This window comes from Methylocaldum szegediense (genome assembly GCF_949769195.1).
GTDB lineage: Bacteria > Pseudomonadota > Gammaproteobacteria > Methylococcales > Methylococcaceae > Methylocaldum > Methylocaldum szegediense.
Map to the genome: position 1 here is coordinate 3,955,865 of NZ_OX458333.1, position 26,365 is coordinate 3,982,229.

General features: G+C 54.2%; 20 protein-coding genes. 8 read left to right on the forward strand and 12 right to left on the reverse strand.

The window, feature by feature from the left end:
- Positions 1 to 9: 9 nt before the first annotated feature.
- From rnhB to tviB, 11 genes are all read right to left on the reverse strand, one after another.
- On the reverse strand, positions 10 to 585 hold the full coding sequence (gene rnhB, locus QEN43_RS17200) for a ribonuclease HII (RefSeq protein WP_026609536.1): 576 nt from the start codon (positions 583 to 585) through the stop codon (positions 10 to 12).
- A 24-nt stretch (positions 586 to 609) separates the two neighbouring features.
- Positions 610 to 1,380 (reverse strand): acyl-ACP--UDP-N-acetylglucosamine O-acyltransferase, encoded by a 771-nt coding sequence (lpxA, locus tag QEN43_RS17205; RefSeq protein WP_026609537.1) that lies wholly within the window; start codon positions 1,378 to 1,380, stop codon positions 610 to 612.
- A complete protein-coding gene (gene fabZ / locus QEN43_RS17210; protein WP_026609538.1) occupies positions 1,377 to 1,817 on the reverse strand; it encodes a 3-hydroxyacyl-ACP dehydratase FabZ in 441 nt (146 codons plus the stop codon). Before fabZ ends, lpxA begins: the two co-directional genes overlap by 4 nt.
- A gap of 48 nt (positions 1,818 to 1,865) precedes the next feature.
- Positions 1,866 to 2,375: an OmpH family outer membrane protein gene (locus tag QEN43_RS17215; RefSeq protein WP_026609539.1), complete on the reverse strand. Its 510-nt coding sequence runs from the start codon at positions 2,373 to 2,375 to the stop codon at positions 1,866 to 1,868.
- A gap of 171 nt (positions 2,376 to 2,546) precedes the next feature.
- Entirely contained in the window at positions 2,547 to 4,847 is a 2,301-nt protein-coding gene (gene bamA, locus QEN43_RS17220) for an outer membrane protein assembly factor BamA (protein WP_026609540.1), read from the reverse strand.
- Between the two features lie 171 nt (positions 4,848 to 5,018).
- On the reverse strand, positions 5,019 to 5,747 hold the full coding sequence (phoU, locus tag QEN43_RS17225) for a phosphate signaling complex protein PhoU (protein WP_036267984.1): 729 nt from the start codon (positions 5,745 to 5,747) through the stop codon (positions 5,019 to 5,021).
- Between the two features lie 126 nt (positions 5,748 to 5,873).
- Entirely contained in the window at positions 5,874 to 6,947 is a 1,074-nt protein-coding gene (rlmM, locus tag QEN43_RS17230; RefSeq protein WP_026609542.1) for a 23S rRNA (cytidine(2498)-2'-O)-methyltransferase RlmM, read from the reverse strand.
- Between the two features lie 19 nt (positions 6,948 to 6,966).
- Complete coding sequence (galE, locus tag QEN43_RS17235) at positions 6,967 to 7,965, reverse strand: UDP-glucose 4-epimerase GalE (protein ID WP_026609543.1); 999 nt, start codon at positions 7,963 to 7,965, stop codon at positions 6,967 to 6,969.
- Positions 7,966 to 8,136: 171 nt separating this feature from the next.
- The gene (mobB, locus tag QEN43_RS17240) at positions 8,137 to 8,676 is read right to left on the reverse strand and encodes a molybdopterin-guanine dinucleotide biosynthesis protein B (protein WP_026609544.1); all 540 of its coding nucleotides are present in this window, start codon (positions 8,674 to 8,676) and stop codon (positions 8,137 to 8,139) included.
- 142 nt (positions 8,677 to 8,818) lie between these two features.
- Positions 8,819 to 9,829: an NAD-dependent epimerase gene (locus QEN43_RS17245; protein WP_026609545.1), complete on the reverse strand. Its 1,011-nt coding sequence runs from the start codon at positions 9,827 to 9,829 to the stop codon at positions 8,819 to 8,821.
- 18 nt (positions 9,830 to 9,847) lie between these two features.
- On the reverse strand, positions 9,848 to 11,125 hold the full coding sequence (gene tviB, locus QEN43_RS17250) for a Vi polysaccharide biosynthesis UDP-N-acetylglucosamine C-6 dehydrogenase TviB (RefSeq protein WP_317963435.1): 1,278 nt from the start codon (positions 11,123 to 11,125) through the stop codon (positions 9,848 to 9,850).
- A 793-nt stretch (positions 11,126 to 11,918) separates the two neighbouring features.
- On the opposite strand from tviB, the gene QEN43_RS17255 reads away from it, so the two are divergent.
- From QEN43_RS17255 to argA, 8 genes are all read left to right on the forward strand, one after another.
- The gene (locus QEN43_RS17255) at positions 11,919 to 13,313 is read left to right on the forward strand and encodes a TIGR03013 family XrtA/PEP-CTERM system glycosyltransferase (RefSeq protein WP_317963436.1); all 1,395 of its coding nucleotides are present in this window, start codon (positions 11,919 to 11,921) and stop codon (positions 13,311 to 13,313) included.
- A gap of 81 nt (positions 13,314 to 13,394) precedes the next feature.
- On the forward strand, positions 13,395 to 15,500 hold the full coding sequence (gene prsK / locus QEN43_RS17260; RefSeq protein ID WP_317963437.1) for an XrtA/PEP-CTERM system histidine kinase PrsK: 2,106 nt from the start codon (positions 13,395 to 13,397) through the stop codon (positions 15,498 to 15,500).
- Complete coding sequence (prsR, locus tag QEN43_RS17265; protein ID WP_026609550.1) at positions 15,497 to 16,849, forward strand: PEP-CTERM-box response regulator transcription factor; 1,353 nt, start codon at positions 15,497 to 15,499, stop codon at positions 16,847 to 16,849. Before prsK ends, prsR begins: the two co-directional genes overlap by 4 nt.
- 9 nt (positions 16,850 to 16,858) lie before the next feature.
- Positions 16,859 to 19,615, forward strand: a complete 2,757-nt coding sequence (gene prsT / locus QEN43_RS17270) for an XrtA/PEP-CTERM system TPR-repeat protein PrsT (protein ID WP_026609551.1) — start codon at positions 16,859 to 16,861, stop codon at positions 19,613 to 19,615.
- A 281-nt stretch (positions 19,616 to 19,896) separates the two neighbouring features.
- Entirely contained in the window at positions 19,897 to 20,493 is a 597-nt protein-coding gene (locus QEN43_RS17275; RefSeq protein ID WP_317963438.1) for a TIGR04211 family SH3 domain-containing protein, read from the forward strand.
- 228 nt (positions 20,494 to 20,721) lie between these two features.
- Entirely contained in the window at positions 20,722 to 20,850 is a 129-nt protein-coding gene (locus QEN43_RS17280) for a hypothetical protein (protein WP_268870459.1), read from the forward strand.
- Between the two features lie 563 nt (positions 20,851 to 21,413).
- The gene (gene argE, locus QEN43_RS17285) at positions 21,414 to 22,580 is read left to right on the forward strand and encodes an acetylornithine deacetylase (RefSeq protein ID WP_026609553.1); all 1,167 of its coding nucleotides are present in this window, start codon (positions 21,414 to 21,416) and stop codon (positions 22,578 to 22,580) included.
- Between the two features lie 6 nt (positions 22,581 to 22,586).
- The gene (gene argA / locus QEN43_RS17290) at positions 22,587 to 23,927 is read left to right on the forward strand and encodes an amino-acid N-acetyltransferase (RefSeq protein WP_026609554.1); all 1,341 of its coding nucleotides are present in this window, start codon (positions 22,587 to 22,589) and stop codon (positions 23,925 to 23,927) included.
- A gap of 95 nt (positions 23,928 to 24,022) precedes the next feature.
- Here argA and glgA read toward each other — a convergent pair whose 3' ends face one another.
- Complete coding sequence (gene glgA, locus QEN43_RS17295; protein WP_235726534.1) at positions 24,023 to 25,975, reverse strand: glycogen synthase; 1,953 nt, start codon at positions 25,973 to 25,975, stop codon at positions 24,023 to 24,025.
- Positions 25,976 to 26,365: the final 390 nt, after the last annotated feature.

Sequence of the window (26,365 nt, forward strand, 5' to 3'; positions counted from 1 at the left end):
TGAAGTGTTCTAATCGAGTTCAGGAGCGCTCGTTAACCTGACTGGTGCGAATGACCGTCGGTGGCCCGGACTCGGTCCGAATTGACGTAAGCGTGAGGTATGGAGGCGCGTGGGGTAGCCTTTGTGGAGAAAGAACTCGTAACCCGGGTAGAGGCTGTCCAGGATTTCCATCTCCCGGTCCCGGAATACCTTGGCTAGTATCGATGCGGCGGAGATCGCCGGCACGCTTGTATCGCCGCCGATGATGGCTTCTCCGGGACAAGGAAGGTCCGGATAACGATTGCCGTCGACCAATGCCAGATCCGGTTTCACGGGCAAGGCGTTGAAGGCGCGGCGCATGGCCAGCAGCGACGCCTCAAGGATATTGATCCGATCGATTTCGCTAGCTTCGGCCCGTCCAATTGCAAAGGCTACGGCTTTCGACCGGATAGCTCGGGCCAATTGTTCGCGCCGCTGCGATGTCAGTTTTTTCGAGTCGGTCAGACCCTCGATATGAAAATGACTGTCGATAACGACCGCCGCCGCGACCACAGGTCCGGCGATACACCCGCGACCCACTTCATCGAAACCGGCAATCAGCGCCATAGGAATCGATTTCGAGCAACGCCGTTAGCGGATGATGCTCCGACCGGTTTGCCTAAGAAAATCCACCATCGCTTGAATCTCTGGCGTTTCCGCCGTCATTTCGACGAGCTGCTGAATGGCTTCTTCGAGCTTGAGTCGAGATTTGTATACGATCTTGTAGGCTTTCCGAATCTGTCGGATCGACTCCGGGCTGAAACCTTGCCGTTCCAGGCCGACCGTATTGATGCCGTGGGGTTTGGTCGGGCTACCACCTACCATGACATACGGGAGAATGTCGCGGGTAATGACGCTGCCCATGGCCGAAAAGCTATGCTGGCCGATCTTGCAGAACTGGTGTACCAGCGAGAATCCGCCCAATATGGCGTAATCGTCCACGCGGACATGGCCTGCGAGTGACGCGGCGTTAGCCATGATGACATGGCAGCCTATGACGCAGTCGTGGGCGACATGGGTGTACGCCATCAGCAGGTTATCGTTTCCAATTCGTGTAATGCCTTGATCCTGGACGGTGCCGCGGTGAATCGTGGCGTACTCGCGAACGATGTTGCGATCGCCGATGTCGAGATAGGTGACCTCACCACGATATTTCTTGTCTTGTGGATCTTCCCCCACGGAAGCGAACTGAAAGATCCGGTTGTCTTTTCCGATTCGGGTCGGCCCTTTGATGACCACATGAGGACCGATTTCGGTGCCGGCGTCGATTCGGACATTGGGGCCGACGATGGAGTAGGCTCCTACACTGACATCGCTAGCTAACTCACAGGAAGGATCGATGATAGCTGTGGGATGAATCAAGACTCCTTCTCCGCCGCCGCACACATGATTTCCGCACTGGCCACGAATTCCCCATCGACCTCGGCACGACAAGAAAACGCCCAAATATTGCGTTTGTGACGCAGATAGGTCGCTTCCAACATCAGTCGGTCGCCGGGAACGACCGGGCGTTTGAAGCGCACTTTATCGAGGCCGACGAGATAGTAAACCATTCCTTTCCCCAAAACGTCCGGTGCAGTCTCCGACGCCAGCAAGCCGGTCGTCTGCGCCAGCGCTTCGATGATCAAAACCCCGGGCATGATGGGGAGTTCTGGGAAATGCCCCGTGAAAAAAGGCTCGTTATAGGTCACGTTTTTGTATGCCAAGAGCCGTTTGCCGGGATCTACCTCGAGAACCCGATCCACGAGGAGAAAAGGGTATCGATGAGGTAGATACTCTTGTATTTTTTGAATATCCAAAGGCGCTTTTCCTATTTCGAGGATGGATGGGATCACGGCTCGGCAGTATTACCGCCTGAAGCTGTCTTTCAGTTTTTTCTCGACCTTGCTGGTCACGTCGACAGTATCGCTGGCGAATACCACGCCGTCAGTTAAGAGTAGATCGAAGTTCTCGTCTTTGGCTAGGGATTGAATAGCCTCAAAGATTTCCTTCTGCAATTGGGTAAGTTCTTCGTTGCGGCGGAGATTGAAATCTTCTCGAAATTCGTCCTGCAAGCGTTTGGCCTCGCGCTTGCGGCTGAGGATTTCCTTATCCAGTTTTTGCCGTTCGGCTTCGCTCATGATTGCTGCATCTCTCGCAAGTTTTTCTTCCATTGCCTTAATTTGTTTCTGTTCCGCAACCAATTTCTTGTCGCGTGGCGCGAATTCTCGTTCGAGCTCTTTTTTCGCCCTCTCAGCTTGTGGTGCCCTTTCCAATAACCGAGCGACGTTGACGAAGCCAATCTTGAGTTCAGCGGCTTCAAGGCTCATACTCGCCAATATGCCAAGCAGTGTAAAACCAATGCTTTTCTTTAACATGTTTTTAAGTCTCACTTCGAAAATTCGGTTGATGGAAAGGTAATCGGTGGCAGAAATAGAGTTTGTAATGGTTTTGGAATCTGTAGTTGCCGTAGCATCCTAATTCCGATTATACAAAAACTGTTTGACCCCCAGCGACTCTCCACATTCTCTCTGACCGTGGGCGCATCCCTAGAATCCGGAGCCGAACGAGAACTGGAAGTTCTGAATCTCGTCTCTGCCCCGCGCATTGATCGGTTGTGCGACACTGAAGGCCAGAGCGCCGAAGGGCGATAGCCACCTCGCCGAAAGTCCCGCGGAATATCGGATTTCCCCTAAGTCGTAGGTACCGTCGAAAACGTTGCCCGCATCTATGAATGTTCCGAGGCGGAGGTTCTTGCTGTCCTGTATAAAGGGTACAGGGAAGAAGAGTTCTGCAGTGCCGACCAGTTTGCTTGATCCGCCGAAGGGATCGTTTCCGCCGAAGCCCTGGCTGTTGGGCCTGGTACGTGGACCCAGCGTATTGGGCTGAAACCCTCGCACGGATTGAGGACCGCCAGCGAAATAATGTTCGAAGAACGGCAAATCCCGGGTGTTTCCATAACCATCGCCGTAGGCGATTTCACCTTCGATCATGAAGGTCAGATCTTTTGCGATCGGAAAATAATGCTGAATTTTGTAACTGGCTTTGTAATAAGTCAGATCGCTGAAAGGCAGCGACGCCAACACCGAGATTCGCTGCGCCCCTCCCTTGGTTGGGAAGATAGCTCGGTTCAAGGTGTCGTGTACCCAGCCGGCCGATAGAGACAGAGTATTGTATTTATTGCCGTTTTCTTGGATGAAGTCGAGAATTTCCTGCGACGATCTGGATGCGGCATCAAGTTTCGTGTGTTCGAAATCCACGTTGAAGCGCAAGCTATCGAATTCGTTCAAAGGAATACCGAGGTTGGCTCCCGCCGAGGCAACATCGGTGTTGTAGCGAGCGATGTACATTCGTGACGCATCGGTGTTTCGATAACTGAGATCGAAGCCGCTGCTGATCCCGTCTAGGGTCGTGTACGGATTGAAATAGCCGATTCGGTAGATGGTGTTGACGCTACTGTTGTTGAAGGTCAGATTGATGCGTTTGCCGGTGCCGAAGACGTTGTCCTGGGTAATGCTAGCATTGAAAATGATACCTTGCGCTTGGGAAAATCCGACGCCAGCCATTAGGTTTCCGGACGGTTTTTCCACGACGCTGTAGTTAACGTCGATCTGGTCGGTGGTGCCTGCGACGGCTGGCGTTTCGACGTTAACTTCCTGGAAATAGCCGAGCCGTTCTAGTCGGGTCTTGGAACGCTCGATCTTGCTGGTCGAAGCCCATGCCGCCTCCATTTGTCGCATCTCGCGCCGTAGTACCTCGTCCCTGGTTTTGGTGTTCCCTTGGAAGTTGATTCGGCGAACATAGACCTGCTTGCCGGGATCGACGAAGAAGGTGATGGCTACAGTTTTTTGTGCCTCATTGATATCGGGCACCATGTTCACGTTGGCGAAAATGTACCCTTCGTCTCCCAATCGATCGGAAATGGCTTTGGAGGTTTCGGTAGCCAGCTTGCGCGAGAAGATATCGCTAGGACCAATCTTGACCAGCGGTGTCAATTCTTCGGGCGGAACGATCAGTTTGCCGGTTAGCTTTACTTCGTTTACCGTGTAAACCTCGCCCTCTTTGACATTGATGGTGATGTAGATCTCTTTCTTGTCCGGCGTAATAGAAACCTGGGTGGATTCAATTTCGAAATTGATGTAGCCCCGATCTAAATAATAGGACCGCAGCCGTTCCAGGTCGGCGGAAAGTTTTTGCTTCGAGTATTGATCGTCCTTGGTATAAAACGAGAGCAAGTTCGGTGTGCTGAGCTCGAATTGGTCCAAGAGCTCTTCATCACTGAAGACGTTGTTGCCGACGATGTTGATCTGCTTGATTTTGGCGACCTTGCCTTCGGAAATCTTGATGTTGATAGAAACTCGGTTACGTGGAAGCTCAGTTACCGAAGAATCGATTTTCAGTCCGTATTTTCCGCGGCTGTAGTACTGCCGCCTGAGTTCCTGTTCCACCTTGTCCAAGATTTGGCGGTCGAATACTTTGCCTTCGGAAAGCCCTACTCCTTTCAAGGCCTTGGTTAAGTCTTCGGTGCTGATGTCCTTATTGCCCTCGATCTTGACACTTGCGATGGAAGGTCGTTCGTCGACGATGACAACCAGGACGTTTCCGTCCTGTTCCAGCCGTACATCTCTGAAAAACCCCGTCTTGAACAAGGCTTTGATCGATTCCGCTGACTGCCGGTCGTCGAATAGGTCGCCGACTTTCACTGGGAGATAATTGAATACGGTGCCCGCCGAAACCCTCTGTAAGCCTTCGACGCGAATGTCTTCAATGACGAAGGGCTCAAGTCCCCAGGCCGAGAAGGAGCAGAAAATCCCTAACAGCAGCGATTTCGCCTGGATGTAGCGGCTCATGGATTATAGGGGACGGGGGTCGCAGGGGCTGATCGTTTTAAACAAACGGCTCGGGAAAACTAATAGATTAAGCTTATTAAACGTTTGAGATTCAACCGATAACGAAGCCGGAGAGCTCAACCTCCGATGCTCGAAAGAATTCCGAATTCCGTGTCGTCCACCGGAGGAACATCAAGTTTCCCGCAAATCCTTCTCCACCTGCTCAAGACTGATATGCCGGATATTTTTACCCTTGGCATAATAAATTACGTATTCACAGATATTACAGGAACGGTCGCCGATACGTTCGAGCGAACGAGCCGACCACATGATATCGAGCGACACCGGAATGGCACGAGGGTCTTCCATCATATATGTGATTTGCTGGCGTATGATGCTTTCGTATTCTCGATCGACCATCCTGTCCCCTTGGACGACGCGCAAGGCTTCATCCACATCCATGCGTGCAAAAGAATCGAGCGCCTCGCGAAGCAGTCCACGCACATTTTTAGCCAGCTGCTCGACCTCGGTCAGCTGGTTCTTCTTCGGATAATGGCTCGCGAGATCAATAGACAGTCGGGCGATACGCTTCGCTTCGTCCCCGATCCGCTCCAGATCGGTAATCGTCTTGATGACCGCCACCACTAAACGCAAGTCGCGGGCGGTGGGCTGGCGCAGGGCGATGATTTGGGTGCACTCCTCATCGATGGAAACTTCCAGAGAATTCACTTTGTAATCGTCGGCGATGACGCGCTCGGCGAGCTCCACATCGTTATTCACCAGTGCGGTAACGGCCGATTCGACCTGTTCCTCTACCAATCCACCCAGGGTGAGTACCCGGTTGCGAATGTCCAGCAGCTCATGGTCGTACTGCTTGGAAATATGCTGATGCAAATTGTCGGTGTCGAAGAAACTGGTCATTGTATTGGGTGATCGGGGTTAGCACCGGCGCAGGCGCATTGCTCGGCATTCTATCAACTCATATCGGTGCATGAAAGCTTATGCGGCGCGGTTCGGCGTCGATGAATGCCAGAAGAGTTTCGAGTGTTACTCGGTGTGCTTCGAAATGTAACCGGTAATTTCGGCGCGATCGTGGTAAAGCTGTTTGAAGGCGAGCGTATAGTCGGTGAGCGCACTTCCAAGTCGTGTTTCGATCAGTCCCCGACAACGCTTGACCTCTTCGTAACGCTTGTTCATGGGCAATTTCAGGTTGAATATGGCTTTTCGGCATGAACCTGAGGCCACCCAGTCTCCGACCAAGGCCGCGATTCGGGCAGGTTGTTCGACGACGTCACAAACCAGCCAGTCCACTGGTTTGCGGGGGCGATAACGAAAAGCGTCCATTCGCAGATGTTCGACCAGACCGGTCTCGAGCAGGGCAGGATCCAGGTTTCCGTTGTCGATAGCGGTCACTTTGATATGGCGCCGGGTCAGTTGAAAAGTCCAGCCGCCCGGTGCCGCACCCAGATCGACCGCTGTCATGCCAGGGCGAAGACTCTCTTGGGGATCGTCGAGAAAGGCCAGAAAAGCCTCTTCCAGTTTGAGCGTGGACCGGCTCGGTGCGCCGCGGGGAAATTTCAAACGCGGGATGCCCATGGGCCAGGGACTGGAGTTGCCGGGTATCGAGATGCCAACATAGGCGGCGACGGAGCTTAGAAAGAAGAGATGTAGCCGAGGATCCGGGGGAGCGCCGAGCATGCCGCTATCTGTGATGGCGCGATTGAAGGGCGCCGCAAACTTGCGCAGGAAGGTGGCTAGCGGTTTTGCCTCGTTAGTGTCCGGAGTCTCCAGGAACACTGTGGAAAATTGGTCTCCCATTTGCCTTGCCGCCCCCAGTAACGCCCGCGCGCGATCGGCGACGGGAAGGTCGCAGATGGGACCCATGGCGAAAACTAACTGTCGAGCAAAGACCAGGTCTTTGAGCCGGAAGCCCTTGTCGTGGGGTGAAATGACGAGGGCTTCGTGCGGTACGAATACGACGAACCCGCTCTCGGGTTTAGCCTTGACGTAGCCGGATATACCAAGTTCACCGGCGCGCTCCAGGATTTCGGCCGCGCATTCTTTCTCAAATCCAGCGCGGCAGTAGAGCAAGATGCAACGGGGAAGGTCAGTGATTGAGATCGTCAAGCCGAAGCCGCTTTCACTCGCCCCAGGGATGTTCGATGAGCTTCCTTTCCCAATCCAGGGATGTCTTCACGATGAAATGCAGGTCGTCGTAACGCGGTTTCCAGTCGAGCACGTCATGAATCTTGTCGACGGCTGCGACCAGTTGAGGCGGATCGCCGGGACGCCTCGGCATTTCCTCTACCGGGATCGGTGTTCCGTTCACTTTGTTAACGGCATCTATGACTTCTCGAACGCTATAGCCATGGCCGTAGCCGCAGTTCAGCGTCGTCGAGCTGCCGCCGTTGCGTAAATAGGTCAAAGCTTGAATATGGGCATCGGCGAGGTCGCTGACATGGATGTAATCACGTACGCCAGTACCGTCCGGCGTGGGGTAGTCAGTGCCGAACACACATAATTTTTCCCGCTTGCCAACAGCCACTTCTGCCGAGACCTTGATCAGTAGGGTTGCGTTGCGCGTCGACTGGCCGATTTTCCCTTCCGGATCCGAGCCGGCCACGTTGAAATAACGCAGGATGACATGTTTCAAGTCGGTTGCAGCCGAGAGGTCCCGCAGCATCCATTCGCTCATTAGTTTCGACGCACCGTAAGGGTTGATAGGCGCGGTGGGCGACGACTCGGACGCGTAAGGCCCGTCAGGAATGCCGTACACGGCGGCAGTCGACGAGAAGATGAAATGCTTCACGCCGGCATCGCGGGCGCATTGCAGCAGGTTGCGGGTATTACAGGTATTGTTGCCGTAATATTTCAGGGGATCGGACACCGACTCGGGAACGATGGTATGGGCGGCGAAGTGGAGTACTGCGTCCACTTCGTAATCACGCAGGATGCGAGATACCAAGTCCGTGTCGCCGGTATCTCCTACGACCAAATCGCCGTAAAGCACGGCCTCCTTGAAGCCGGTAGAAAGGTTGTCGAGTATCACCAGGCGTTCACCCATTTCGCCCAATTGTTTGACGACGTGGCTGCCGATGTAGCCGGCGCCGCCCGTGACCAAGACGCCTTTTCTTGCCATGGAGTGCTCCTTGTTGATGGGTTAATGCGTTGATGATATGGCCGCCTTTCTCAATTTCTTTAGCAAATTCCGTGCTGTAAATCGAACGTATTGGGCCCGTTTTGAAGACGGTAGGTGCAAAGTACTTCGAGTAAAAAGGGAAAGGGCGGCAACAGTTTCTCGGCGCAACAATCAATATCGTGCACTGGGAAGAAATTCCTCGCAAATGAACCGGGCGATTTGCTCTGGATCATTGATGTCGAGCTTTGGGATGTTGCATGTGACCGCAAGTTCGGCATCCGTGGCGATCGCGATGATGGTGTCGTCGTTGGGAAACAAAAGCGGTTTGCCGAGAACGGGTCGGTGCAACTCGATTTTCGGGAAGCGCTCTAGCTTGAATCCTTCCACCAAAATCAGATCCAGGCCAGTCTGGTCGAAATAGGCCAATTCCTCAGCCAACACCGGTTCCTCGATTACCTGGCGTTCCACGATAATGGCGCGGCGATGCGACGAAGTCAGCATGACCGGATTTGCGCCGGCTTTGCGCAATTCATAACTGTCCTTGCCTGGATAGTCTATTTCGAAATTATGATGACCGTGTTTGATGAGTCCGATATTGAGCTGGTTAAGTCGGAGCAGGGGGATAATCTTCTTCAGGAGTGTGGTTTTACCGGTGCCGCTGAACGCCGCAAACCCGAGTAGCGGTACCTGCGCATTGCTAAGATTCAGCATTCGGTTGCTACGGGTGGGCTTGTAGAGGGATCGCAGGTGAAGTGAAAGAAAATCTGACTAGGGCCGACAGGCATCGGCGCGATTCCGAGGCGTATCCGCTTCGGACAAGCCAATCGGACGCTGTTTTCTTCATTGTCGGACCCTAGGACACACCGTAGTAATCTTTGTACCAACTGACGAAGTTGGCGATCCCGACTTCTATCGGCGTTGTGGGCCGATAGCCCACGTCACGGATGAGATCGTCAATGTCCGCGTAGGTATCGGGCACATCGCCGCTCTGCATCGGTAGAAGGTTTTTTTCGGCTTTCTTGCCAAGACATTCTTCCAAAACTTCGATGAAGCGCAGAAGCTCGACCGGCTGGTTATTGCCGATATTGTAAAGACGGTAAGGCGCCTTGCTGGTTCCGGGATCTGGGTGATCGCCATTCCAATCTGGGTTCGGCGTCGCTACATTGTCAAGGACTCTCACGACGCCTTCCACGATATCGTCGATATAGGTGAAGTCGCGCCGGTGATGGCCGAAGTTGAAGACGTCTATCGGTTTTCCGGCCAGGATGTTGCGGGTAAACATGAACAAGGCCATGTCCGGGCGTCCCCAGGGCCCGTACACGGTGAAAAAGCGTAGGCCGGTGGTCGGCAAACCGTAAAGATGGCTGTAAGTATGAGCCATCAGTTCGTTGGCTTTTTTCGTCGCCGCATAGAGGCTGACGGGATGGTCGACGTTATGGTGAACCGAAAACGGCATCCTGGTATTGGCGCCGTAGACGGAGCTGGAAGAGGCATACACCAGGTGCTCAATATCGTAACGTCGGCATGCTTCCAGTATGTTGCAGAAGCCCACCAGATTCGCATCGATATAGGCATGGGGATGCGTGAGTGAATATCTCACGCCGGCTTGGGCGGCGAGATTCACTACGCGTTGCGGCCGATGGTCCGAGAATGCCTGATTCAGGCGATCGCGATCTTCCAAGGCGATGCGGACTTCGGTGAACCCGGCGTGCTGCTTTAGCCGGGCAAGCCGCGCTTCCTTGAGGCCGACATCGTAGTAATCGTTGACGTTATCGATGCCGATGACTTCGTCGCCTCGCGCCAGAAGCACGTGGGCCAGCGCCGCGCCGATGAATCCGGCCGTTCCTGTGACCAATACTTTCATTGGCGATGTTCCTGTGTGTTACAAGTAGTCGTCTACGCTGTCGTGCGGCAGCGTATACTTGACATCGAACAAGACGCCTTGAGGTTTTGCCAACGCCCGAATAGCCTGTGGGCCCATCGCCTTAAACTCCCGGTGTGCGACGGCGATTACAACGGCATCGTACTTTCCTGTCGGGAGTTCCTGGACAAGATCGATGCCATATTCGTCATGGACTTCCTCGGGATTTGCCCACGGGTCGTAAACATCGACTCGCGCGTTATAGCTTTCTAATTCTTTGATGATGTCCGTTACTCGAGTGTTCCGGATATCAGGGCAGTTTTCCTTGAAGGTCAGCCCCATGATGAGAATGTTCGCCTGGCAGACTTGAAGGCGCCTCTGGGTCATCAGTTTGACCAAACGATTGGCGACATATTCACCCATGCCGTCGTTAATGCGGCGCCCAGCCAATATGATCTCGGGGTGATAACCGATTTCCTGAGCTTTATGGGTGAGGTAATACGGGTCCACGCCGATGCAGTGTCCACCGACCAGGCCGGGACGGAAAGGAAGAAAATTCCATTTACTCCCTGCCGCCTCCAAAACCTCCAACGTGTTCAATCCGAGTTTGTTGAACAGGATCGCCAGCTCGTTGATGAGTGCGATGTTCACGTCCCTCTGCGTGTTTTCGATGACTTTTGCGGCTTCGGCTACTTTAATGCTGCTCGCTTTGTGCGTGCCTGCGGTAATGATTTTTTGATAAAGCTTGTCAACGAAATCGGCGCATTCCGGGGTCGAGCCCGAGGTAATTTTCTTGATGTTAGTAACGCGATGTTCTTTGTCTCCCGGATTGATGCGCTCGGGACTGTAACCGCAGTAAAAGTCCTGGTTGAAGATTAATCCCGAGTGGGATTCCAGGATCGGCACGCAGACTTCTTCGGTCGCTCCCGGGTAGACTGTGGATTCATAAACTACGATGTCGCCCTTCGACAGAAGTTTGCCGACGGTTTCGCTGGCTTTTTGCAGTGGCGTCAAATCCGGTCGTTTGTGCTCATCGATCGGGGTCGGGACGGTAACGATATAGACGTTGCAGCTCGACAAATCCGCAGGATTGGTCGTGTAGCTTAGACGCTTCGCCCTGGCGAGCTCTTCGGTGTCGACTTCGAGCGAGCGGTCGATGCCATCTTTCAGCTCCGCTATGCGCTGAGCATTAATATCCAAACCCACAGTATCGAATTGCTTGCCGAACTCCACCGCGAGCGGAAGTCCTACATAGCCCAGTCCAATTATGCCGATCTTTGTGTCAGCGAACGAATGCATTATGCCTCCAGATGAGTGGCGAGTCTTGGAAATCCGGCGAAAACTTAGATATATCTAGGCACCTTCTGAGATCAAGTCACGGCCGTGCGCTTTCATCTCTACGTTCGCTCTGCATAGGTCTCGAAGCAGGACGAATCCGCGCGATGCTGTGACGAAACGCCGATGCCGTAATGTCCCTTTTAATTCTAGAGGACGGTTAGCGAAGCGGAAAGCTCTTTATCGCATGAATGCTTTGAGCGTTTGGCGCGATAAAGGCATGCGTCCAACGAAATATTTGGATTCCTTGCTGAGTTTGTGGCTAGCATCGTGTCGAAGTGCTGGCTGCAAGAGCTCGGCATATCATGTTTCGTAAGATCTTGAATGTTAAACCTAAAATTGGGGTCGCTTCTCGTGGCGAACGAATGTGTTAAAGTTGTGACCGATCGCGGTCGCAGCCTGAAGGATCAGCTGGCTCGACGGTGATAGCAAAAACTCGCGAATAACAGGGAATCAGCTTCCCAAAGAACACGCTTCGTGTAGGTTCCGGGTGGCAAGTAACAATAAGAGTCTTGGTGCTTGAGGGGCGGGCATGCCCCGAAGCCGTTCGTTTCGTTTTTTCCAGAAGATCAGCGTCGACGTCCTGTGTCACTTTGGTCTTACAAAGACTTTCTAATAACTATGATTTCAATACGCTTTTTTTCCTTTGATATCGATTGATCGATTCTCATTCGGTAGTGGTGCCGACATTAAGGCAACTTAAAGGCACTTTCATACGCTCTGGCGACAACAATCTGATTGAGAATCGGCAAGATTTATGGTTCGCGTTTTTCGCCATTATATTTCGCGCGTTTATCTTGTTATTTTTTTGCTGGATTGCGTTATTTTCTTTTCCGCCTTTTATATGGGGGCGGTTCTGCGGTTTTTCCCCGATCTTGAAGGCAATTACGCTGCCATCGATTTGACCAATCCATCCGCCATTTTCTGTGCATTCATGCTGGCGAGTACGACTGGCATGGGGCTTTACCAGCGGGTGCAGCAAGGGGGCGAAGCAGCCATGCTGCTTCGCGTGCTAGTGAGTTTTGTGTTTGGCACGCTTCTGATGGGTGTCGTCTTTTATGCCTTCCCCACGATTTTCGTAGGTCGGGGCGTATTCGGCTATGCCTTGTTGTCGGCCCTAGTGCTGACAGTGTGTTCGCGCACGCTGTTCTTGAAGTTCGTGGATCGGCAGGAACTGAGGAGGCGGGTATTGGTATTAGGGTCGGGGAACAACGCGCACATTATTCAAGAGTTCGAAAAGAAAGAGTCCAATCCAACCTTTCGCGTCATTGGTTTTGTGCCGATGGGCGGCGATATTTGCCGGGTAGAGCCTCACCGGCTATGTACGTTGGAGATGCCTCTCAATGAATTTGCCATTGCGCATGATATTGACGAGATTGTCGTCGCACCGGACGACCGCCGAGGAGGGCTTGCGGTGGACGAAATTTTGGATTGCAAGATGAGCGGTATGGACGTTGTAGACCTGTTGCATTTCTTCGAACGTGAGGCGGGCCTGATTCGTGTCGACTGCCTGCATCCCAGTTGGCTGGTATTTTCCGACGGATTCCGATACAGCGGTTTTCAGCAGTTTACCAAGCGTGCCTTCGATATTTTAGCTAGTCTCGTCTTGCTCGCCGTCAGTTGGCCTATCATGTTGCTGACGGCATTGGCGATTGTGGTCGAGAGCGGTTGGCGAGCGCCGATTTTTTATTCTCAGGTCCGTGTAGGCAAGAACTGGCGGTTGTTCAAAGTGATAAAGTTTCGGAGCATGCGCGTCGATGCCGAACAGGATGGGAGAGCACGTTGGGCGACACAGAATGACGACCGAATAACCCGCGTAGGGCGGTTTATTCGGAAGACACGGATCGATGAATTGCCGCAGCTGTTCAATGTGCTGAAAGGTGAGATGAGTTTCGTCGGTCCTCGTCCGGAACGGCCTGAATTTGTGGAAAAGTTCGCGGAAACCATTCCGTATTATTCGGAGCGCCATCGCGTGAAGCCCGGTATTACCGGCTGGGCACAGCTGTGTTATCCGTACGGATCGAGTTATCAAGACGCTATAGAGAAACTTCAGTACGACTTGTACTACGTCAAAAATTACAGTCTTTTTCTCGATTTTCTCATTATGTTACAAACAATCGAAGTGGTTATTTTGGGCAAAGGTGCCCGCTGAGCGCCTGTCCGGAAGGTTTCTGCTCACCGTTGTCGCGGCTGCGCTCATCAGCGGAACGCCTTCACTTAACGCAGAAGACGCATGACGATCGGCGCCGTCAGCTATTTGGCTGGTTTTTTTGCTTTTCTCTTCTTGACCGCGCTGGTGCTGGTTAGTTGGCGCGGTAATGCTACAGGTCGCTGGCTGATTCTGGCATCGGCGGTAACTACCGCCTGGTCTGGCATCCTGGCTTTACAGGACCTCTATCATTTTTTTCCCTCAGCATTCATTTGGTCGGTCGAGATCATTCGGACCTATATATGGCTGCTTTTTCTCGGCAGGCTGTTCAATCCGCTTAAAGAAAGCGGCGCCGGATCATGTTCGACAGTGTCGAAACTCATCGATCGTGGCGTTCACGTGGCGGCCGGTGTTGTGGCGGCTTATGTCTGGATTTCGCCGGTTTTAGACCAAGCCTTTCCGGACGTTTTTTGGCCCGCATTACAGTTGTCAGGGCATGTCTGTCTGGCCCTGATCGGTCTGATCCTGATCGAGCAATATTTCCGCAATGTCCGGACCGATATTAGATGGCGGATCAAGTTTCTGTGCTTCGCACTGGGAGGCATGTTCGCCTATGACTTTTATCTTTACTCGGATGCCTTGTTGTTCCGACATATCAATTCGGACCTGTGGACCGCGCGCGGTGCCGTATCCGCCCTGTTGCCCCCTCTCTTGATCGTTTCGGCTGCCCGCAATCCCCAATGGTCGGTAGACGTGTTCGTCTCCCGCCAGGTGGTCTTTCACTCGGCAACTTTGCTCGGGTCCGGCTTTTATCTGCTGCTCATGGCGACCGCCGGGTATTACATCAAGATTTACGGCGGGGAATGGGGAGCCGTAGCACAAATCGTATTTTTGGTCGGGGCGTTCTTGTTGCTCGCGTTGCTCCTTTTTTCAGGACAGATGCGGGCACGTATGCGGGTTTTCCTGAGCAAGAATTTTTTCAACTATGCGTATGATTACCGGGAGGAGTGGCTACGCATCATCACGATGCTTTCGGACACCGCTTCCGGATTATCGCTGGAAGAGCGCGTCATCGTAGCTTTGGGGCAAGCTGTCGAGAGCCCTAGCGGCGTGCTTTGGGTGCGCGAATCAAACGGGCACTTGGTGTGGCGGGCATGCTTTGGAGATCCTGGCTGCGACATCTCTTTCATCGATCGCGACGATGCCCTGGTACGCTATATGGAAGATAAGGAATGGATCGTCAATTTGCCCGAGATGGTGGAGATGCCAGAGATGTATCACGGTGTCGTCCGTCCGTCCTGGCTCAGACCCAACTGCGATGCGTGGCTGTTAGTGCCGTTGTTTCAGCAGAAGCATCGAATGATGGGGCTTGTGTTACTGAGTCGTCCGCGTACATCGATACAATGGAATTGGGAGGTCATCGATCTGTTGAAGACTTCCAGCCGATTGGCCGCGAGCTATCTAGCGCTCGAGGATGCCGGTAGGGCACTGGCGGAGGCTCGGCAGTTCGAGGGTTTCAATCGCCTCTCCGCTTTTGTTATTCACGATTTGAAAAACCTCATCGCGCAACTAAGCTTGGTGGTGCGTAACGCGGAGCGGCATCACAATAATCCTGAATTCATGCGAGATGCTATAAAAACGGTGGACCATGCGGTCGGGAGGATGAGTCGGCTGTTGTCTCAATTGAAGAACTCCGGTTCTGGACAATCGGAGCAGATTATCGATCTTGGAGAGCTTCTTCGCGAAGTTGTGAAAGCACGGATGGTTCAGGCGCCAATCCCCACCTGTGATATGTTTAGGAAACCGATCCGGATCAAAGCCAATCGCGATCGCCTAGCGTCCTCTTTCGAACATATTATTCAGAATGCCCAGGATGCTGCCGGTAAGAACGGTCGAGTGCGCGTTCGAATGGGATTGAGTGAAAACGGATATGCTACCGTTGAGGTCGAGGATAACGGTGTAGGCATGGACGAGGAATTTATCCGTACCCGTCTGTTCAAGCCTTTCGAAACGACGAAAGGCGTTACGGGTATGGGCATAGGTGCGTACGAGAGCCGCGAGTACATACGTTCTTTGGGAGGGGAGCTCAGCGTGAAAAGCGAACCGGGCAAGCGCACGCTGTTCACCTTCTCCATACCCGTCGTATCTGATTCCGAGGCGCTTGCCCTAAACGAGGTGAAGTCCGCTTGAGCGAGCAAACGTTATTAATCGTCGAAGACGACCTTGGGCTGCAAAGTCAGCTTCGCTGGAATTTTGAGCAATACAAGGTTCTTGTGGCCGATGACCGGGAATCCGCCATTGCGGCGGTTAAACGCAACCAGCCGGCAGTGGTCACGCTCGATCTCGGATTACCACCGGATCCCGGCGGCGTAAGCGAAGGTTTCGCTACGCTCAGCGAAATCCTGACTATTGCGCCGACGACCAAAGTCATCGTCATCACCGGCAACGATGACCAAGTCAACCCGGTTAAGGCCATAGGACTCGGCGCCTATGATTTCTATCAAAAGCCGATCGAACCGGAAACCTTGTCTTTCGTAGTGGAGCGGGCATTCCGTCTTTACCGGCTGGAGGAAGAAAATCGCCAGTTTCGGCGGATGCACATTACCAACCCGCTTGTCGGTGTGATCGCAGCCAGTCCGGAGATGCACGAAGTATGTCGCATGGTCGAGCGCCTGGCACCGACCGACATTACCGTATTGCTGTTGGGCGAGAGTGGCACCGGTAAGGAAGTGCTCGCACGAGCACTCCACGCCTTGAGTCCGCGTTCGAAGAAGCCTTTCGTAGCCGTCAATGCCGCCGCGATACCGGACAGTTTGTTAGAAAGTGAGCTGTTCGGTTTCGAAAAAGGGGCGTTTACCGGCGCTACTCAGCAAACTAAGGGCAAATTCGAGTTGGCTGACGGCGGAACCTTTTTTCTCGACGAGATCGGCGATATTCCGCTTTCATTACAGCCGAAGCTGCTCCGAGTTTTACAGGAACGCGTTATAGAGCGGGTCGGGGGACGACAGCCGATCAAAGTTGACGTGCGTTTGATTTGTGCCACCCACCAGAATCTTACCAAGCTGATCAGTGAAGGGAAGTTCAGGGAGGATCTTTATTTCCGCATTAACGAGATGATCATCAATATCCCTCCGCTCCGGGAAAGGACCGGAGACGTGGTGGTTTTGGCGCGTGCGTTCCTGGATAAGTTTGTGCACCAAATGCGCCGCACCAATATCCTCGGGTTCAGTCACGGGGCATTGGCTGCCATGGAGGCTTATCACTGGCCGGGAAATGTTCGGGAACTGGAGCATAAGGTCAAGCGGGCGGTCGTTATGGCTTCCGGTCCTCTCATTGAAGCCAAGGATCTGGAACTGGCGCCGGGCGAGTTCAAAAGGCGATTATGGAGTTTGAGGGAGGCCCGCGATATGGCCGAGCGACAGGCCATTTGCGCGGCACTGAGTGAAGCCGGCGAGAACGTTACCAAGGCGGCAGAAATCCTCGAGATTACGCGTCCAACGCTCTATGCCCTTTTGAGCAAGTTCAATCTCAAAATTTAGGCGGTCAACATGGTCCGGTTTTTTCAAGCGTTTCTTCTATTAACTGCGACCATTGGTTGCAATGCGGCGAGCGCCGAGAAGGACCCACTCGAGCAGGCTAGAAATTATTTGCGGAAGGGCGAGTCCAAGGCAGCTGTGATCGAGCTGAAAAACGCTCTTCAGGCAAATCCGGAAAACGCCGATGCGCGGGTGCTGTTGGGCGAGTCTTATCTGAAGTTGGGCGATGGTCCGTCAGCGGCCAAAGAACTGGAAAAAGCGCGAGACCTGGGGGCTCCGAAGGAAAGTTGGATCGTCTCTCTGGCGCGAGCCTACTTGCTGCAGGACAAGCCGAAAGCCGTTCTGGATCAAATCTCGCCGGATGAACGCTTGAACGACATGCTTCGCGCTCAAATCCTGGGTATTCGAGGGTTGGCTCATATTTTGCTTAAACAGACAGAGCAGGCAAAGGAGAGTTTCGATGCCGCACTGAAGTTCGATTCAAAGGCGAGCGATGCGCTGTTGGGGCTGGCCATGTTGGAAGCGCAACAAAAACGGTACAAGCAGGCAATCGAATACGCCAACCAATCCATCGCCGCGGATTCCAAGAACGTTAACGCGTGGATCGTTTTGGGAGAAACGAAGAGACTGTCTGGTGACCTGCAAGGGGCAGCCGACGCGTTTACCAAGGCGCTCGATCTTCAGCCTTTCGATATAAGGGCGCGTCTCGGGCGAGCTACGGCCTATCTGGCTTCGAACAAGGCAGATGAGGCGCAAAAGGATATCAATGAAGTTCGAAAATCGGCGGGAGAAGTTCCGCTGGCCTTATATCTAGAGGCGGTCATCGCTTTTCAGAAGGGGGCATTGCAGGAAGCCGAGGACGCACTCGTCAAAGTCACTGGCGCGCTCCCGGATCATCTCCCCAGCAGACTGCTTTTAGGAGTGGTCGCATATCGGCAGGGCAAATACGAATCCGCGGAAAACAATCTCGCGCAATATGTCCGAACGTTTCCCGAGCAGTTGCCTGCGGCAAAGTTGTTGGCGGCGACGCAGATGAAGCTGGGTCGCCCGAGTGAAGCCATCCGCACATTGAAGGGGTTGGAGGATCGGGCATCCGACGACTCACAGTTCTTCGCACTGCTCGGCAGCGCTTACCTCCAGGCGAAACAATACGATTCGGCGACGGAGTACCTGAACCGAGCCTCCGAGCTCGCGCCCAACGTGGCGTCAGTGAAAGCGCAATTGGCTCTAGGGCGTATTGCGTCAGGGCAAATGGAACAAGCGGTGGACGATCTGAAATCCGCCGTCGAACTGGATCAGAATCTGTTGCAGGCGGATGTGCTGCTGGTTCTAGCCCTGATCCAGCAGAAGAAGCTGGACGAGGCGGTTGCTGCGGCCGAGAAAATGAAGGGCAAAATGCCGGGCGACCCGATGCCGCACAATCTGCTAGGTGCCGCCTATATGGCGAAGGGGAATACGGAAAAGGCGCGCGAGCACTGGCAGCAGGCTTTGAGGCTCAAGCCCGATTATGCGACAGCCGCACTTAATCTGGCGAAACTTGATCTTAGCGGCAACAACCCCGATGCCGCGGCTCAGCGTTACCAGCAGGTTCTCAAACACGACCCGAAGAACCTGGCGGCGCATATCGGTCTGGCTCAAATCGCCGAGATGCGCAAAGATTTTGAAAGCGTGGAGAAACATCTCACGGAGGCGCGGGAAAAGAATCCTAAGGCGCTGCAGCCGGCGGTGACCTTGTCCCGATTCTATTTGGCGAGGGGCAAGGCCTTGCAAGCACTTGAGGTTGCTCGTGCGACCTTGAGCGATCATCCCGATCACCTCATGGCGCTGCAAAGCCTAGGCTTGGCCCAGATGGCCAACGGGCAAGAGGCCAGTGCCATTGCGACGTTCAAAAAACTAGTGAGCAAGGTTCCGAATAATCCGGAATATCGTCATCAGCTTGCCCAAATGCTGTACAAAAAGGGCGAAAAGCAAGCCGCGGTGGCGGAATGGGAGCAGACTTTACAACAAACCCCCGATTATTTACCGGCCCTTCTGGCCCAGGCAGAGCTAAAGCTAAGGGAGAAAAAATACGACGACGCGTTAAAGATTGCTGAACGTATCAAGACTGCGCATCCGAAGTCGGCTGCGGGCTTTCAAGTGGAAGGGGATATCCGATTCGCTCAGAAGCAGTTCAAGGAGGCGTTGCCGGCATACGAAAAGGCCTTCCAATCGGCTCCGAGCTCGATTTTGGCGCGGCTCCTGTTTCAAACACGACGCGCTTTGGGGCAAGACAAGGAGGCTTTCGACGGACTGACCCAGTGGCTGGAATCGTCTCAGGAAGATGTCGATGCGTGGACGACACTTGCGATGGCCTATCAGGAATCCGGGAGGCTGAGGGAAGCCGTGGAGGCGTATGAGAAGGCTCAAAGTCTAGCGGCGGGCAGCACCGTCATCCAAAACAACTTGGCTTGGTTATACCAGGAACTGGGCAGTGATAAAGCTCTTCCGTTAGCCGAAAAGCTGCTAGCCGCGTCCGAAAATCGTCCGGAGGTCATGGACACGGTCGGCTGGATTTTCGTGCAGAATGGCAAACAGGCCGAGGGCTTGAACTTGTTGCGGGATGCTGCCGTGCATGCACCCCATATTGGTCAGATACGTATTCATTTGGCCGAAGCCCTGGCTCAAATGGGGCGGAAAGACGAGGCGCGAAAGGAGCTTGAACGTCTCTTGAAGGAAAAGAAAAATTTTGCGGAACGGGATAAAGCAGAAGCTCTGCTCAAGGGACTGTAACATAAAAAATATAAGGGAGCAGGGCGAAGAAAAACGCCCTGCGTTTTTCTCGACATAGCGGAATGATTGGCCTGGCGCTCGGATCGGGTTTCACCTGATCGCAGCAGACGGGCTATTCTGCGCAAAGCTTTGTGCACTCGATTCGGCTGTGGGTCCTAGTTCCTCCTCTCGCTGTTGATAAAAAAATTGCTCTGCCAATGCAAAAAAATACGTCCAAACTAAATCTTCTCGTGTTCATCCTTTTTGCTCCCTTTATGGTCCACGCGGCAGAGAAAGCCTATGTGACTGACAGGCTGGAAGTGCAGATGCGCAGAGGCCAGAGTTTGCAGCATAAGATCATCAAGATGGTGCCCTCTGGTACCGAGCTTACCGTGCTAGAGACAAATCCCCAGACTGGCTATTCCTTGGTGCGTTTGGTAACCGGCGAGGAAGGATGGATACTTAGCCGGTATCTGTCTGAACAACCCATCGCCATCAACCGGCTGGACGAAATGGCGAAAAAACTCGATGCGGCAGTGGAAGAAAACAAACGCCTGAAAGCCGAATTGGCTACCGTAAGGACCGGTAAACAGAACACCGATAAGGCGGCCGAACTGCTTCAGGGGGAAAACGCCCGCCTGAACACGGAACTGATGGCAATCCGCCAGTCCTCAGCCAATGCCATTCAAATTCAGGCCGAACGCGATGCGCTGCGGGAGCGTGTCGTCAACCTAGAGCGGGAGTTGGACACGCTTCGTCGGGAGAAGCAGGCTTTGGACGAAGATCAACGCCAGGCTTGGTTCATGATCGGTGCTGGCGTACTTCTCGGCGGGATTTTCCTAGGAGTCGTCCTGCCACGCTTGAGCTGGCGCAAGAAAAGCAGCTGGAGCTCGTTCTAAGAGCCTATTCCGTTAGGTCCAAAGACCCTTTGGCCCAGCAAAGGCTTTTGAGAGGCTCCGAGCATACGGTTCACCTAGGTTGTAAAAGGCAGGCCGTGGTGTCTGATGGCATTCTGGTTGAGGCAGCACCTATCCCTTCCAAGCCGCGACATCCTGGTAGTGAAAGATCCACCGAGCCGCTGAATTTACAAGCCGTAACTCGGCTCCGCCGGCGTTTGGGGATGATTGATGTCCGACAGAGAAGCCCGTTCCCTGTCACGCTATGCCATGACGGAACCGACTGAGATCGGCGGCATCTTATCTTTGCTGAAGATGTTGGCCATGAGCGACTATTCGTTGGCAAGTCTTTCGCGATGACTGGCAAAACACTTGCCCGGCTGTTGGCGGGTACACGTCCCGATTCCAAGGCGCAGGCGAAGAGACATTTCCTCAATAAACTGACAAAAATGGACCGCTGCTTGATCATCGTCAAAAGGCGCTCTCGTACACGAGGGTACGGTCGCCGAGTTTACCGAAAAGATAGGACTTTCCTTTCTAGAGGAGATTCCCGGGTATTCGATTGCGAAGAATTGGCCCTGAAGGCGATTCGGGACGGGAAGGTCCAAAAAGCCAACGAAATCCTGCTACGCTACGAAGGGCCCGAAAGGCGGGTCCGGCATGCGCAAGCAGCTTTTGCCCGCCTTCGCCGTTGTGGTCGTGGGTTTGGTCGAAGACGCGGCACCATTACCATCGACCCATCGACGTCGAGAAGCGAGAAACCAGGTTGCACCTCGCGAGGACGAGATTCGATCGTGGCTCTCAGCTTGGCACCAGTTCAAGCTGTGTAATACAGAAGGATATGCTGGCGGAATATGCTAAGCTGGCGTTGTCCGCTTCTCTGGACGCGATAACCGATATGAGTTTTGGAGAACACTGAGGCTGTGCGTCGCTCGATCCCGAAAACGCTCGAAATGATCGAGGCGCTCATCGCGCGCCCCTCGATCAGTTCCACCGATCCCCGTTACGACCAGAGCAATCTTCCGGTCATCGGTCTTTTGGCGGAATGGTTGGACGCACTGGGCTTTTCTATCGAAATCCGTCAGGTTGGCGATCGAAAAGCCAATCTCATCGCAACGCTGGGCAACCGAGAGGACAATGCCGGGCTGGTTTTATCCGGTCATTCCGACACGGTTCCCTGTGATCCCGACCTTTGGTCTTCGGACCCCTTCAAGGCGGTGGAAAAGGACGGCCGACTCTACGGCCTCGGAAGCGCCGATATGAAATCGTTTTTCGCGCTGGCGATGGAGGCGGCGAGCCGCTTCCAACCGCAGGCGTTTCGGCATCCCTTGGTGATACTCGCTACCGCAGACGAAGAAAGTTCGATGTCCGGGGTGAAGGCTCTGGTGGCCGACCAAGTGAAACTCGGGCGATACGCCGTTATAGGCGAACCAACTGGGCTCAAGCCGATCCGTATGCACAAAGGCGTCATGCTTGAATCGATCGTGGTGAAGGGGAAGGCTGGCCATTCGAGTGATCCCTCCTTGGGCGCGAATGCAATCGAGGGCATGCATGCCGTTCTGTCGGAAGTACTGGCTTTCCGGGATGAACTCAAGGAGCGGTATCGCAATCCGGCGTTTAAGGTGGACTATCCAACGCTGAATCTCGGCTCGATCCACGGCGGAGACAACCCAAACCGGATTTGTGGCCACTGCGAAACCCAGATCGACATTCGTCCATTGCCGGGAATGGAACTCGAGGATTTGCACGAGAAACTGGCAAAACGGTTGGAACCTGTATTGGGCGGAGCGGGAAGGCTCTCGTTGGAAATTCGCCCAATGTTCGAGGGATTGCCGCCGTTCGAGAGCGATCCGGACGGGGAAGTGGTGCGCTGCTGTGAAGAACTCACAGGCCACAGTTCAGGTGCCGTGGCTTTCGGCACCGAGGCGCCGTTTCTGAAGAGACTCGGACTTCAGACTGTCGTGATGGGACCGGGTCATATCGAACAGGCTCATCAACCCGACGAATACCTTCCGCTCGTACATATCCGCTCAGGAACCGAAATCTTGAGCCGATTGATCGAGCGGTTTTGCATCCAGCCCACGGCTTGACCAACGATGCCTCTGCCAACCTCGCCCGGAGATTTCGTCCGCTGGTTTCGCGATTCTTCGCCGTACATCCACGCGCATCGAGGTAAAACCTTCGTCGTGTCTTTCGGTGGGGAGGCCGTTGCCGATGACGGTTTCCCGAACACGATTCACGATTTCGCCATGCTTAACGGTTTGGGCGTGCGCTTAGTTCTGGTACACGGGATCCGTCCCCAGATCGACGCACGTCTCAGCGCCCGTGGCGTCGAGGCGCGTTACCACAAAGGACTGCGCATTACCGACAAAGTCGCGCTCGAATGCGTTAAGGAAGCCGCGGGAACGGTTCGGGTGGAAATCGAAGCCTTGTTATCGCAAGGCCTCGCCAATTCGCCGATGGCTGGCGCACGCATCCGGGTGACGTCGGGCAATTTCGTCACGGCCAAGCCGGTGGGTGTCCGCGATGGTGTGGATTTCCAGCACACCGGCGAAGTCAGGCGCATCGATGTTGATGGGATTCGCGGCGCATTGGACCGAGGCGATATCGTGCTGCTTTCCGCCATCGGTTATTCGCCTACCGGCGAGGTGTTTAACCTCAATGCCGAACAGGTGGCCACCTCGGCCGCGATCGCGCTCCGGGCCGACAAACTGTTGCTATTGACAGAACAAGATTGTGTCTCCAGTGCGGACGGCAATCTGATCCGACAGCTCACAACCGGCGAGGCCGAGTCCTTGTTGATGGATGAAGGCGCTTTGACCAGCAAGGAAGTCGTTCCGCATCTCAAGGCAGCCATCAAGGCGTGCCGCGAAGGCGTCCAGCGTGCTCATCTCATCGACCGTCACATCGACGGTGCCGTGCTACTCGAATTGTTCACCCGAGACGGCATAGGAACACTGATCAGCCAGACGCCCTTCGAAACCATGCGTCCAGCGAAGGTACAGGATGTTACCGGAGTGCTCGAGCTCATCGTACCGCTAGAACAAGCCGGTATACTGGTGCCGCGTTCGCGCGAGCGTCTGGAAACGGATATTGACGATTTCGTCGTGATCGAGCGAGATGGCCTCATCATCGGCTGTGCCGCTCTGCACGTGTTTCGGAAAGAGCGGATGGGCGAGTTGGCCTGTCTTGCGCTTCATAACGACTACCGCGGTGAAAAGCGCGGCGAGCGTTTGTTGGACTATCTAGAGTCCAAGGCACGCAGCCTGCACCTGGACCGGTTGTTCGTGCTCACCACCCAGACCTCACACTGGTTCCGGGAGCGGGGTTTTGAGCCGGCGAGCCCGGACGATTTGCCCGAGGTGCGGCGAACCACCTATAACGCCCAACGTGCCTCCAAGGTATTAATCAAGCCACTCAGGCTCTCGCGCGTTTGACCGGCGTTCCGGCGGGCTTATATGGCCTATCTCGGTAGGCTCGGGTTCCCCGAGCTCTTCGACCAGACTCGGGATGGGCTCTCACTGCACCGGCCCTATTTCTCGCGGATGTAGTCGTAGATATTGAGGTAATCCTGTCCCGGATTCTTCCACGAGAAGTCGTAACGCATCGCGTTTTTCATCAACTCCCGGAAGTGTTCGGGGTAGTCGTAATAACAGCTCAATGCCCGTCCTAATGCCGATTCCAGTCCGCTGTAATCGTAATTCTTGAACACGTAGCCATTGCGCTCGTGCAGCGGCTTGTACGAATAATCCTTGTCGAACACCGTATCCGCGAGCCCGCCGACCTCCCGCACGACCGGTATGGTGCCGTAGCGCATGGCGATCAATTGGGTCAGTCCGCAGGGTTCGAACTGGCTGGGTACCAGCATGATGTCTGCGCCGGCGTAGATGAGGTGCGAGAGTTCCTCGTTGAAGCCGATTTCGATGTGACAATCGGGATTGTCGTTCAGCTGATGTTTCAGGCTCCAGAAATAGCTGTTGATCTGTCCGTCTGGACTGGAGCCGAGCAGTACGAACTGACCGCGCCGATGCAATGTATAAAAGATAGCGTGGCGAATCAGTTCCAGCCCCTTCTGTGGGTCCAGCCGGCCGACGAAGGCAACGATGGGTTTTTCGTTGTCGGCGATCATTAGGCGGTCTCTCAGCGCCTTTTTGTTCTTGTACTTGTCGTCGATATTGTCCAAGCCGAAGTGGTAAGGAAGATAGCGATCGATTTCCGGGTTCCAAACGTTGTAATCGACGCCGTTGACGACGCCGCCATATTTGACGTGATGGATATGGAGCGTAGGCTCGAGACCGAACCCCTGACCTTGATCCTTGGCTTCGCTCGCGTGGCGCGGTGAAACGGTCGTGACGAAGTTGGAATAGACCACGCCGCCTTTCATCAGGTTCAATGCGTGAGGGTTGAAGTTATCCTGCAGCCGGTCGTAATGGAAATAGTACTCCGGCCGGTTGAGCCCGGTCGCATGGAGCAATTGCGCGCCGGTGACGCCTTGATGCTTGAAATTGTGGATCGTGAAGCACACCCGCGGGTGGGTCATACCAAGGAATTTGTAGATTTCGAACAAAAACACCGGCGCCAGCGCGGTCTGCCAATCATGGCAGTGGATGATTTCGGGATTCTTGCCTGACTTCCAAAGGAACTCCATGGCCGCCCGCGTGAAGAAGGCAAAACGCATCACGTCGTCGTTGAAACCGTAGATGCAGCCGCGGTTGAAGAAATTGTCGGCCGAATGCGGTTCGATGAAGAAACACTTACGGCCGTGCACGAATCCGAAATAGACAGTGCAATGAATGGCGCCGCCGTACCAGGGTACCCACAGGTCGTTGTAGGTTTCGCACAAACCCCAGATATGGTCGTATCTCAGGCAATCGTATTTGGGTAGTATGATTTCGACGTGATTACCGCGGATTTCCAGTTCGTTGCTGAGGCCGAACACGACATCGGCGAGACCTCCAACTTTGGCTACCGGAGCGAGTTCGGGCGTGATCTGGATGATAAACATCGACGGGATCGCCGAAACGGTATGGTGCGGCGTTGGTTCGGGCTTAGCCTCGACTTGGGCCGCCGGCGGTTCCGTTTCCGCCAGTATGAACTCCGGTTCGGGTGGGGGTGTTTCTTCCGAGGGTTTCAGATCTTGCGGTACCGGCGCGGGTCCGGCTGCCTCCATGGGCACGGGCTCTTCGTTTGGCGCGTGGTTGAGGAAGACTGGTTCGGTTGTCGGCATCGCGTCCTCGGCGTTTACCGGAACGGAAGGGGGTTCGTCCGTTTCCGCCAATGTTTTCTTATCCTCGAGCGTCGGTTCTGCCTCAGGAAGTTCTGCGGTGAAGGCGACGGAAACGCGCTCGACCGGGTTTTTCTGAGCCGGCGAAACACGGGTCGTATCGGGCGAGGAGGCTTCTGATCGGGCGTTTTCCGGTTTTTTCTCCGAAACCTCGGGCGAGATTGTTTCGGGTGCTTCCGGAGCTTTTGCTGCCGATGCCATGGTGGGAGAGGAAGTCTGTTCAGGTGCTTGATCAGCTATGTTTCTGGACACAGCAGACTCGGATTTCGCGGAAACTGCCACACGCTCCGGTGTGATGTTCGATAAGGCCTCTGCTTTTCCATCCTTCGGTCGACCGGTTTGGGCACGCTGTTTTTCAGTAGCTTTTGCGGGTTTTCCTTTCGCTTGAGCTTCGGAGGCGTCTGTTTGCTTGCCTTTAGGCGGGGTCTTTTGGGTCATGAGGTGCGTCCGGTTGCCTAACATGAACTTGACAGGGCTAGTTTAAGCGATCAACTGGTGCGAAAAAACGCCGAGCAAGGTTCAGGTTAGAAGTTAGTTTATTACTTGAGCGAACCATGACTCTGGTATTTGGCTTGGGAGTGGTCACGGGTT